Source organism: Asaia spathodeae NBRC 105894 (assembly GCF_025994195.1).
Lineage (GTDB): Bacteria > Pseudomonadota > Alphaproteobacteria > Acetobacterales > Acetobacteraceae > Asaia > Asaia siamensis.
On sequence record NZ_BAPY01000037.1, the window covers coordinates 88939 to 101225 of the forward strand.

Annotated in this window: 9 protein-coding genes; all 9 read left to right on the forward strand. The window is 58.5% G+C overall.

Going from position 1 to position 12287, the window contains the following annotated elements:
• Positions 1 to 23 precede the first annotated feature (23 nt).
• Positions 24 to 935, forward strand: a complete 912-nt coding sequence (locus tag AA105894_RS11275; protein WP_267311805.1) for an aromatic ring-hydroxylating oxygenase subunit alpha — start codon at positions 24 to 26, stop codon at positions 933 to 935.
• Positions 932 to 1429, forward strand: coding sequence for a nucleoside deaminase (locus tag AA105894_RS11280; RefSeq protein WP_267311806.1), 498 nt, complete (start codon positions 932 to 934; stop codon positions 1427 to 1429). Before AA105894_RS11275 ends, AA105894_RS11280 begins: the two co-directional genes overlap by 4 nt.
• Before the next feature lie 106 nt (positions 1430 to 1535).
• Positions 1536 to 2888 (forward strand): 8-oxoguanine deaminase, encoded by a 1353-nt coding sequence (locus tag AA105894_RS11285; RefSeq protein ID WP_267311807.1) that lies wholly within the window; start codon positions 1536 to 1538, stop codon positions 2886 to 2888.
• A gap of 314 nt (positions 2889 to 3202) precedes the next feature.
• Positions 3203 to 4948, forward strand: a complete 1746-nt coding sequence (gene ybaL, locus AA105894_RS11290) for a YbaL family putative K(+) efflux transporter (protein ID WP_267311808.1) — start codon at positions 3203 to 3205, stop codon at positions 4946 to 4948.
• A 300-nt stretch (positions 4949 to 5248) separates the two neighbouring features.
• On the forward strand, positions 5249 to 7750 hold the full coding sequence (locus AA105894_RS11295) for a TonB-dependent receptor (protein WP_267311809.1): 2502 nt from the start codon (positions 5249 to 5251) through the stop codon (positions 7748 to 7750).
• Between the two features lie 1847 nt (positions 7751 to 9597).
• Entirely contained in the window at positions 9598 to 9735 is a 138-nt protein-coding gene (locus AA105894_RS11300) for a hypothetical protein (RefSeq protein WP_267311810.1), read from the forward strand.
• A gap of 32 nt (positions 9736 to 9767) precedes the next feature.
• Positions 9768 to 10193, forward strand: a complete 426-nt coding sequence (locus tag AA105894_RS11305) for a hypothetical protein (protein ID WP_267311811.1) — start codon at positions 9768 to 9770, stop codon at positions 10191 to 10193.
• Between the two features lies 1 nt (position 10194).
• The gene (locus tag AA105894_RS11310; RefSeq protein WP_267311812.1) at positions 10195 to 11976 is read left to right on the forward strand and encodes an SGNH/GDSL hydrolase family protein; all 1782 of its coding nucleotides are present in this window, start codon (positions 10195 to 10197) and stop codon (positions 11974 to 11976) included.
• Positions 11977 to 12044: 68 nt separating this feature from the next.
• A partial coding sequence (locus AA105894_RS11315) for a hypothetical protein (protein ID WP_267311813.1) occupies positions 12045 to 12287 on the forward strand: 243 nt, incomplete at its 3' end.

Here is a 12287-nt window from a genome sequence, read left to right on the forward strand (position 1 = left end):
CAACGAATGGAAGGATCGGCAGGATGCACGGGTCACAAAGCGCCGATCCGGTCTTGACACGACAGTGGTATCCTCTCGGCGTGGTCGAAAACCTGACATCCACCTTCATCGAGACCTGCCTACTGGGCCAGGCTGTTCGCTATAGGCTGGACGAACATGGCCATACCGAAGCCTTTAGTGGCGATCGACTGCTTTCAAGCCGCGCCGTCTATGGCCTTCTCTGGACCACGCTTGATACGGAGTGCGGCTCTGACGACCTGATACCCTGTATTCCCGAAGCGGATGAAGCAGACAGAAATCTCGTCTGCTGCGGCTCGATTGCGGTCAAGGCGTCGGGCTTGCGTGTCGTCGAGAACTTTCTGGACATGGCGCATTTCCCTTTTGTCCATACCGACATCCTCGGGGCCGAGCCTCATACGGAAGTCGAGCGCTATACGGTCGAAACACGGGCTGAGGGCCGCGAGATCTGGGCAACAGAATGCCGCTTCTTTCAGCCTCAGGCGGCGCTTTCTGCCGAAGGCGGGCTGATGACGGATTACGTCTATCGCATCGCTGCGCCGTTTTCGACGCTGCTTTACAAGACCAGCCCCGACGATCCGGAGCGCAAGGATGTCATTGCGCTGTTCGTTCAGCCCATGACGGCCGGAACCTGCCGCGCGCATCCTGTCATGTTCCTGCTCGACAATGACTCCAGCCATGATGCTTTGGTCGAGTTTCAGCAGATGATCTTCCTGCAGGACCGGGTCATTCTCGAAAACCAGCGTCCTGTGGCCATGCCGCTCGACGCGGCAAGCGAAATCCCGACACTGGCTGATCGGTCTTCTGTCGCCTATCGTCGCTGGCTCAAGGCGCAGGGGGTCACTTTCGGCGCGGGTCCAGGCGCCTCTGCCCGATCGAGCCACCCCTCACCCACCGGACTGGAGACAGCATCATGACCTCGATAGCGAAAGAGGCCGATCTCGTCTTTCTGCGCAAGGCCTTCGAGGTTGCCGACCAGTCGCGCCTTGCGGGTGATCATCCCTTCGGTGCGGTTCTGGTAGATGATCAGGGCGTGCTCGTGATGAGCCAGGGCAATGGTTACAGCGCCGAGGGCCATGACATGACGGCCCATGCCGAGCGTCTTCTGGCCAGCCGAGCGAGTAAATCTTTCTCACCGGACCGCCTGCATGGCTTCACACTCTACAGCTCGGCCGAGCCTTGCGCCATGTGCGCGGGTGCCATCTACTGGGCGGGAATAGGGCGTGTGGTCTACGGCCACTCCGAGGCGCATCTGAAGGCAATGACCGGCGCACACCCCGAAAACCCGACCCTTGATCTGCCCTGTCGGCAGGTATTTGCTGCCGGTCAGACCGCAACCGAGGTGATCGGCCCGCTGCTTGAAGAAGAAGCAGCCGCTCTCCAGCGCAACTTCTGGCAGGGGCACCTATAAGTTTTTTCAAGCCCGTTCTTTTGGATAAGATGACGATCCGGGTGGCCGCAAGCCCGGAACAGGGTCAGCGCGGATAACTCACTCTTTCAGTCGAAAGGCGTTTTCCATGTCCACCTCCCTGCTTGTTACCTATGCCTGCCTCTACCTCGATCGCGGCCTGGAAATTCCCAACGGCTGGATCCATCTCGAAAACGGTCGTGTCGCCGGCTATGGCGCCATGACCACGCCCGCGCCTCAGGCCGCCCGTGTTCTTTCTGCCGGAGGGCGGCTGGTGACACCAGGCATGGTGAACGCCCACCACCACATGTACCAGAATCTCACCCGCGCCTATGCCCCGGTGGTCAACGGCACGCTTTTCGAGTGGCTTCAGGGTCTGTACCCGTTATGGGCAACACTGGATGAAGAGAGTGTCTATCTCTCCTCCTATGTTGCCATGACGGAATTGCTGCTTGGCGGCTGCACGACATCGATGGATCATCACTATGTCCATCCCCGCCCCAGACTGATCGACGCGCAGATCAGGGCGGCAAGAGATATCGGATTTCGTTTCCACGCCACGCGCGGCTCCATGACGCGGTCGGTCAAGGATGGCGGACTGCCCCCCGACAGCGTGGTGCAGAGCGAAGACGTCATCCTTGAAGACAGCGAGCGCCTTATCGGCCTTTTCCACGATCCCAATCCGGGCGCCATGACCCGTGTCGCCCTCGCTCCATGTTCCCTCTTCAGCGTGTCGGAAACGATCATGAAGGAGAGCGCCCTCATGGCAGAGCGTCATGACGTGCGTCTTCATACCCATCTCGCCGAGGATCACGACGAGGACGTTTACTGCCGCGAGGTCTATGGCTGCACCCCAACCGAATATTTCGAGCGCTCAGGCTGGGCCAGCCATCGCTCCTGGGTGGCGCATTACATCTATCCGACAGGCGACGAGATTGACCGTCTCGCCCATAAAGGCGTCTGCGCCGCTCAATGCCCCTGCTCGAACATGATGATTGGCGGTGGCTCGGCTGACGCGATGGATCTGCGTCGACGGGGGATAAAGGTCGGTCTGGGCTGCGATGGCTCGGCGTCGACCGATCACGCGTCGCTCTGGCTTGAGGCCCGTATGGCTTTGCTTCTGGGGCGTTATCGCAATGGCCCGCATTCCATGACGGCACGAGACGCACTCGACATGGCGACACGAGGAGGTGCCGCCTGCCTTGGATGGGAGGATGAGATTGGCCATCTGCGTAAGGGAGCCTGCGCTGATCTTGTGGTATGGCAACTACCCGCTGTGTCGCGTGCCGGTGCGCTGAGCGACCCGGTAGAGGCTCTACTTCGATGCGCACCGGCGACCGCGTGGTACACCATCGTCAATGGCCGTATTCTTGTCTCGGAAGGTCAGCCCTGCCAGAGCGGGCTGGAAACCGTGCTGCGCGATCATGAACGCGCAGCACGACGCATGCAGAAGCTCGATTGAGAGGAGCCGCCTTCACCCCGCCATGAGATTCATCGCGGGTTGAACCTTGCGTGATACGCAATGCCGGCTCGAAACCCGCCTCCTGCCCTGCCCGTTAGCAATTTTTCTGAGAAGAATCAGAAAAAGAGGCGCAAGTCTGGAGGCCGGAATGAGTAATCGTGAGGGTTCTGCAGCCTAATCAGGCGCTTTACGACCTGCCAATCCTGTCGACAGAAGCAGCTTTCACGCCTCGACCGATTGCAAAACCGCCCTCGATCGCAGATTGTTCGCGGAATAGTCCAATTTCCATCGCCATTGCGGGATCCCGGTTTCCTATGAGTCATGACACGCCCCTGATCGGTATTCTGGTAATCGGTCTCGGGTTGGCCTTTATTCTGGGCACTATTGCCCAGCGCATACGCATTTCGCCGCTGGTGGGCTATCTGCTGGCGGGCATTGCGGTCGGCCCCTTCACCCCGGGCTTCGTCGCCGATCAGCCTCTGGCGTCGGAACTCTCGGAAATTGGCATCATTCTGCTCATGTTCGGGGTTGGGCTTCATTTCTCGCTCAAGGACCTGATAGCGGTCAGGGCCATCGCCGTGCCGGGGGCTCTGCTGCAGGTCGTGGCCTCGGTCGCAATCGGAGCAGGCAGCGCGTGGCTTCTGGGTATGTCCGCTGGCGCCTGCCTCATTTTCGGCATTGCACTGAGCGTCGCAAGTACGGTTGTTCTTCTGCGCACATTGCAGGAACAGCGTCTGATCGAGACCGAACGCGGCAGATTGTCAGTGGGTTGGCTGATCATTCAGGATCTGGTGACGGTGCTGGCCCTCGTCCTGTTGCCTATTTTTGCGCCTCTGATGAAAAGCGGCGCCCATGAGCCCATCAATATTCCCGGCCTTGCCCTCACCATTGCTCTGACGCTGGGCAAGGTTGCTGCTTTCATGGCGCTGATGCTGGTGGTCGGGCGCCGGGTGATCCCGGCCATTCTGCACTACGTGGCCCATACCGGATCACGCGAGCTTTTTCGCCTTGCCCTGCTGGCCCTGGCGCTTGGTGTCGCGTTTATCGCCACTGAGTGGTTCGATGTCAGTTTCGCGCTTGGGGCATTCGTCGCTGGCATGGTGCTCAGCGAATCCGAACTCTCTCATCGGGCGGCTGCGGAAACACTCCCGCTGCGTGACGCCTTTGCCGTGCTGTTTTTCATCTCCGTTGGCATGTTGTTCAACCCGCTGGTCCTGATCAGACAGCCTTTGCCGCTGCTTCTGACCTTTCTGGTCATTCTCGTTGGTACACCGCTCGCGGTCATTGCCATTCTGAGGCTGCTGCGTCAGCCCTGGAATACCACGCTCTTCATTGCCAGCGGGCTGGCCCAGATTGGCGAGTTCTCATTCATTCTTGCAGCGCTGGGCATGAAAATGGGGGTGCTCGACGCACGCGCGCAGGATCTGATTCTGGGGGCGTCGATCCTGTCGATCCTCATCAATCCATTCATTCTCATGGCGACGCAGCGGATCGAAGCCTGGATCACACGGCATACAACCGCGCCAGCACTGCCCTCGCAGGACGAGGCGGGCATTCTGTTGCCGCCGCCGACGCCTACCCAGCTCGAAAACCATGCCGTTGTGGTGGGCTGTGGCCGCGTCGGTCGTCTTGTTGTCGAAGGTCTTGTTCAGAATGGCTGGCCTGTGCTGGTGGTCGAGACAGGAAAACTGGCCGACAACTTTACGGCCAGCAGCACAATCGAACTTCTGGTTGGCAATGCCGCCGAGGCGCGCACCCTCAAGGCCATGGCCCTCGATAAGGCACGACTGCTGATGGTTGCCATTCCCGAGCCGTTCGAAGCCGGTCAGATCATCGCGCAGGCCAAGGCGATCAATCCTGGCCTTATGGTCATCGCCCGTGCCCATTTCGACAGCGCCGTCGAGCATCTCAAGGAGCTTGGCGCCGATCATGTCATCATGGGTGAGCGCGAAATGGCTCTTGCCATGCTTGCCATGACGGCAAATGACCTGCCCTTCGACTCACGTCCTCCCTTGAGCGATCCTTCGTCCGATACAGGGATGGAACCAGTCCCTGTCTGACCGAAGGCAGCGGCTTGTCGTGCCGCCTGCGACGGGCATCTGAAGCCAGTCTATCGACAGCTACGTGACGAAATGTGTCAATTGTGGCTTTTCTGGCATAGTCGTCAGGATCGAAACGAACCACGTCAGGTTTTCACATCGCTGTCATATCTTAAGCCGTAAACAATGCCCAACAGTGACTAATGTCATGGTTTCGCACTGCCCTGAACGAGGCTTCACCCCCTCTTTCCGGATCGTGGTCGTGCGGAATTGTAACGGATCGTTGCTGAATTCTGATTCTCGGTTTGGAAGATCGACACAATGTTCTCTCGCATGGCGCTCCTCTGTGGCACCACAGCTCTGATGGCATCATTGCTGCCCGACGCACGGGCTCAGGAACCTGCCCATACCGTGGTGCCGACGCCGACGCGTCACAACGGGCAGAGCACCACGCCACGACGCGCGGAAGCCGCATCGACAGCACCGTCTATGCTGGGTGCAACGGCACCGACCGATGAGCGCATTGAAGTGACCGGGCATAATTACGGCGATGGCGTTACGCGCCGCGCCTTCGGTGGCGGTTTGATGACGCCTTCCGACAGCCCGAAATCGGTCTCTGCCATTACGCGTGATTTCATCGCGAAACAGAACCCGGCCCTCAACCCGATGCAGCTGATTGCCCTTCTGCCGGGTGCCAATGTGTCTGATACCGATCCGCTGGGCATGACAGGCGGCAATATGTCGGTACGCGGTCTGACGGAATCCCAGATGGGCTTTACGCTCGAAGGCTTTCCGATCAACGATATCGGCAATTTCGCTGTCTACCCGCAGGAAATCGTCGATGCTGAAAACCTGAAGACCGTGCGTCTGGCGCAGGGTTCAGCTGATCTCGACAGCCCCCATATCAGTTCATCGGGCGGTGTGGTCGACATGTACATGATTGACCCCAAGAACAAGATGGGCGGCATGGTCGACATCACCTACGGGTCTTTCAACGCGACACGCGGTTTTCTGCGCTTCGACACGGGACGCATCGGTGCCACCAATATGCGCGCCTATTTCTCCTATTCGCAGGGGCGCCAGGACCATTGGCGCGGGCCCGGCTGGGACAACAAGAAGCACGGCGAAATGAAGATCGTGAACGACTGGGGTGATGGCAACCGCATTTCTCTGGCCGTGGTCGGCAATAATATCCAGAACAACGCCTATCCGAACGTGACAAAGGCAAGCTGGGATAAATGGGGCACCGGCATGACCAATCCGGTCGGCTCCAGCGGTCTGTCGCCCACAGACCCGCCGAACACGGTTTATGAATCCAACTACTATGTTCCCTCAAAGGCTGGTTCGGTTAATTACTACAAGACGCGACCGAACCCCTTCACCAATATTTATGCGTCCATGCCGTCGACGTTTAAACTGAACGATCATCTCGTTCTCACGGAAACACCGTATTTCTGGTATGGTTATGGCAATGGTGGCGGCGCCCAATATACCGACATGTCCAAATTCGTTTATGGCAAGCAGACCCTTGCCGGAACGGTGAATGGCGTCGGCAAGGGCATGCAGGTTCTTTATAATCCGTCGCTTACCGAAACCTATCGACCGGGTGCCACTACCAAGCTGACCCTGACGACGGGCGTCAATCGCCTGATGGTCGGTTACTGGTTCGAATACGCCAAGCAGCGCCAGACCGCGCCTTACAGTTTTGTCGGTGCCGACGGCACGCCGCTGAGCCAGTGGGGCGATGACAATAACGTCGTGCTGAGCAATGGTGCGAAGGCCCAGTATCGTAACACCCTGACGCAGACTCAGGTGCATACGCCATTCATTGGTGACAGCCTCACGCTGCTGCATGGAAAACTGACCATTGATGCCGGGTTGAAATACTCGATCGTCAAACGCTCGGGCACCAACTATCTGCCTGATGTGCGCAGCAAGTATGTGACCACAGACTACAATCAGGCTCTGCCGACTGCCGCGGTTCGCTACAAGATCGATCAGCATAACCAGGTCTTCGTTTCCGTCTCGACGAATTTCCGTATGCCGCAGAACTATGCGCTCTATGATTCCGGCAGCTTCAATCAGAAGACCGGTCTTTATTCCACCCTTGCCAACCCCGATCAGAAGGCTGAAATCTCGATTTCAGAAGAGGCAGGCTGGCGTTATCAGGACGATCTGATTTCGACCGCCCTCACCTATTTCCACTACAACTTCACCAATCGCCTTTATACGCAATCTATTCAGGACCCTGCCTCGGGCGCATTCTACACCACCAATATCAATGCTGGTGGCATGCATTCCGATGGCTTTGACGCCGAATTCGGCACAAGGCCCTTTCATAATGTCCGCCCCTATGTCTCGGTCGAATATCTTCATGCTGTGACGGATAGCAACATCCCTGCCGGGTCGGGTACGGGTGCGGATTATGTACGCAGTGCAGGCAAGAAAGCGCCCCAGGCTCCTGACTGGCAGGTCGGCTTTGGCCTCGATTATGATGACGGCAAGCGCTTTGCGAATTTCAACCTGAAATATGTCGCCCGCCAATATGCAACATTCATGAACGACCAGAGCATTCCCGGCTATGTGCGCATGAATATCGGGCTCGGTTATCGCTTTCCGAAAGTCAGCATCTTCAAAAGCCCGGTTCTGCGTCTGAACCTGCAGAATATCAGCGATAACCGCTATCTGAACTGGATCCAGTCGCCACAGGCCAACGCCAACGCCACAACCGGCGTCTTCGGCAAGACGATCGCGGGCTCGGCTCCGAGCTACAAGATCGCCTCTCCGTTCGCCGCTCTGGCAACGTTGACCAGCGACTTCTGAACCCAGGGTCAATTACTCCTCCCGGTGATCTGCGCCTGAAACGTTGCAAATCACCGGGAGGGGAAAGCGGTAATTTTTCTCTCTGATCACTACGCCTCACCAGGCGCTGAACTGCGTCAGAGGTTCCCAAATAGATGGCAGTAAGGGGGTGGTCCTGGCTGCCGCTGGTTCATTCCGTTCTTGCGGGATAACCGGCCTGGCGCCTCTGCCTCAGAGTTCTCCGCAGAGAGGCAGAGCATGGCTTCCTCTCGTGCCCCGATAACGTGCAGCTCCATGCTTCCCTTGGTTTCGGAGCGTCCGATCGGACGGTCGGGGTTACTCTGCTTCTGCGGGTTCCAGCGGTGCGATATGCCGTTACACAGGTTATTTCTGTAAGGCTCGTCCGCAGATCTGCGTTTCCAATTGTCAAAAAATCCCCGTTCCAGAGGGCTTCTCCAGTTAAAGTCCCGCGGAAGCAGTGCTTGTGGTTTCCCATCTGCTGGCCACCTCTACGAGGCGTCTCACGCTACCGCAAATCATACTGGCTCGCAGAGATAACCATCCGTAAGCACCTGCCTTAAAAAACAATTGCCGCATTTTCGAGATTGTGGCATATTGCCATTATACGAACTTTAATCAATCTGTTGATCCTAGGACTGCCCGCACCGACTGCGGTCATGTGCCAACGATTTGTACAGATCAGGGGTGCGCTCCCTCTCGGAGAAACAATTCATCAAATCCGAAATCCAGAGGAATTGATGGAGATCGTTGAAGGCGCTTTATCGACAGCGCGATGCCTACCATCGCATATCGATTTCTTCAGATCGTCCATGGTGGAGCGGCGTCAACTTTTTTTCCTTGGCAATCGATACTCCTGGAAACAAGTCGAAGCGCCAACACTCCTCACCTTGGCTTCATGATGGTTAAACCGTCAGGGAAGATAACCTCGGTCTCGTCGAAACTGTGACTAGGTGGCACTGCCATGAAGGCGATTGGGCGGCTCGTCGGTTCCTCCCTCAAATATAGGGGTCTCGACTGAAACCTGGTTGAGGTCTTTGACGCGGCGTGAGCAGGCATCGCTCACGCCGAACCATGCCCTGTCGTCACGGGACAAAGCAATGACGCAATGCCACAACCGAGCTTATTAGTGGGCTCGATTCCTCATCTTGTCATGGCTACTGAAAGATGGCCCGGCTCCGCGAGCGCGACTCTCTGACACGAGTTCTACTCTCGGATTTACCGGGATCGTCCAAGGATCGATTGAGGCCGCTGTAGGTATGAGCGCGAACGACGGGAACACCTGTATGCTGTCTCGGCGGACGCGGGCAAACCCCAAGGCCTGCCGGAATAGCCTTTGTTGCTCGCCATTTTTCCGGCGGAAACGCAGTGATGATCAGCAATCCGCGCGTGGTCGCCGGCTCAATCCTCTGCCCAAAATCGCGGCTGGTGAGCGACGGCAATCAAAACCGGAAATCGCGGCGTTTACAAGCGCGTCCCACCAGCGTGCCGCCCCACCTGTAATCGGCAACGTAACGACACAAAACTGGCTTCATGCCTGCCCATCGTGCCGACAGGGGATGCGCTCTTAAGCGACAACGCGGGCATCCCGACTTTTTCAGGAGGCTGACATAGCCACTCAAACCACACGACAATTCACGCCACCAGGTGGCCTGCCTGCGTCAACGCCGGTCGGGACTGATGGCTCGACAACCCTCGGCACGATCGCCGACGCGGCGGCGAAGGCGACGGAAAGCCTGGGGTCATTCGCTTTCTCGGATTTCTACGTCGATCAGACGGGCATCCTGCGCAAGCTGCCTGCCAATACCGGCGCGCTGCCGAATGGCCTGACCGTCAATGGCGGGGTCTATATGGGCGCCGCAGACGGCCTGCCGGGCGGACTTTCGTCCAATGGCAGCGTCATCATGACGGATGGCAGCGTCTTTTATCCGGGCGCCTGGTCCAATGGTGGCGTCCTGACCGTCAACCCCTATGCGGTCTCAGCCTGATCGATCCCCGCCCTCAAAACAAGGAACAGATAATGACCGGCACAGGCAACCCCGTCTTTGAATCAGTCGGCGGCGACGTCTCGGGCGCCACGGTTACAGACCCGGCAACCGGCAATGCCAGAGCATTGTCAGACTGGCTCGGGTCTTTCGCAACGCCCGAACAGATCGTCAGGGTTTCGGCATCCGGGGCAACCACCCTGCCGCAGCCCGCTGGCAACACGATCTATCTCGTGACACCCACAGCCCCGGCAACGCTCTCTCTGCCGACCTTTCCGGCAAATGCCCCGACATGGGTTACCGTGATCGTTATTGGCGCCAATCTCGCCGTCACGCTGCCGACCACGGGCGTATCCTATAAGGCAGGCGACGTGCCTGCTGTCGATACGACTGCAGGGCGCGTGACGCTGATCCGCTATCTGTCCGTTCCGGGCGTTTCAACCATTATCGGAGGGATCTGACATGGCCTGGATTCCGGCAACCCATACGACCTTCACCGGCCCTGTTTCCGCAGGCGCCGCCGGGTCTCAGCTTCAGAATGGCTGGTATGACGTCAGTGGCAATATCTGGTCGATCAATGCCCAGGGGCAGCTTGCATCGGTTCAGGCCACCACGCCGAAAAACAACGGACTGCTTTCATTCCCGTTCAGCAATAACGGCGCGGTCAATCAGCGCGCCTCTGCACGGCTCGTCATCAACAACCCGACCGCCATGGGCACGTTCATCGTGCTGCGCAGCGATCTCAACACCTCAGGCGCCACAGAATACGAAATGAGCTGTTCCGGCAACGGGATGAGCTATTTCCTTGTATCCGGGGGCAATTCCCTCAACGGCACCAACAAGGGATACACACGCTCCCTCGTTGCCGGTGAGGTCGTCACGCTGACCGTGGAATGCATACAGGGCAACGGGTCTACCGTGATCACCGGCAGCGTTGTTGACAGCACCGGCGCGACCCTCGCCAGCCTGTCTGTAACCGATACAACCGCTGCCATGCAGAACAAGGTCGGCACAATCGGGATCTTCCAGAACGAGGGCTCGACCTCTGCAAACGGCGCGGCAAACCTGACGCTCGTCCAGTCGATCGACACCTATTACTACAGCGCAGCCTCTCAGCCGGTCAGCGTCAGTGACTCATCGTTCCTCTTTTCGCCTGGCAACTGGACGGGTGATAACGGGCGTGGCGGCTCGGTGTCTCGACGCGCCTGGAATTGCGGCGCGTGGTTTGAGTTCTCCATTGCGGCCTCGGCGTCTCCTGTGGCGGTTCTGGCTCTTGGGTCCTATCTCTGCGGCTCGCGCGTCAATCTCTATGTCAACGGCATCGAGACGGCCAGCATTGCCGCCAATGGCATCATTGCCGTTCCCGGTCTCACGGCCAGCGCCACCAACCTCGTTCGTGTCGAAGTGGTCTCCACCCCCCAGAACAGGCGATGGAATGGCGGGGTCAATTCGGTTCTGATGCTTGGCGCCTATATCGATCCCCAGTCTGCGGTAACTCCGGCCCGTGCGCTCGGTCGCTGGGGCATGATGGTCGGGTCGAGCATCACCGAAGGAGCATTGGCCAATAACGGTGCCGATTACTGGCCCTATGACTATTCCGGCCTGCTCGCCTCATCCCTGCGTGGCAAGGGGATCGACATCTGCATGTCGGCGGCCTGCTTCTCCGACTACGTGATACCGGGCGACAGCGACGGAACCGTGCCGCCCTATTACATGGTCTCGGGCGGCACATATGACCCCGCTCGGAGCCGCTGGAACCTGTGCGACCAGGGTGTGTCTCTGCTCGATGCCAATCAGCAGATCAGCGCCTACGGTGCGACGGGCACGGCGCCGGATTTCGTCCTGATCAATTACTGCTCGAACGGGGCGAGTGGCGGCACGAACATCGTGGATCTGTCTGCGGCCATGTATGGCTGCATGACGGCGATACGGGCGGCAGCGCCCGAAGCCTATATCTTCATTGTTGTGCCGTTCGGCTTTCATGTGCCGTCCTCCTATCCCGCGATCTATCTTCAGATGATGCAGGATACCTTTGCGCGCTATCAGGCGGCCAACCCGGCAGACCGCCGCGTCGTGTTCATCGATATTGGCGAATCCCTGTCGAAGCGGATCACCTATGGCCGTGGCGTCTATACAGCCGGGGACGGAAGACACCCTTTCCTTGCAGGACATGCCCTGGTGGCGCCCGTTATTGCCGACCGCATCAGGGAGGCGATGAAGACGGAAAGCTATTCATTCTTCTGACAGCGCCTCGCTGTTTTTCATGACTGTTCAGCCGCCCCTCACCGGGCGGCTTTTTTATTGGAGGCGACATGAGCGCCCTGAGTGATGCCATGCCGAGCGAACAGATCGCTGACCATGACCGGCGCCTGACGATCCTTGAGAGATCCGTTGCCGAAATCCGCGCCGAATATCGCAACCTGTCGAACAATCTCCATCAGATGCACGGCGAGAACAAGGCCAGTGCGGAAGCGCGGGAAAAGGCCACATTGCAGGCGATAGGCGCCGTCAGGACGGATCTGCACAAGATCGGCAGCCTGCGGGGCTGGGCAAGC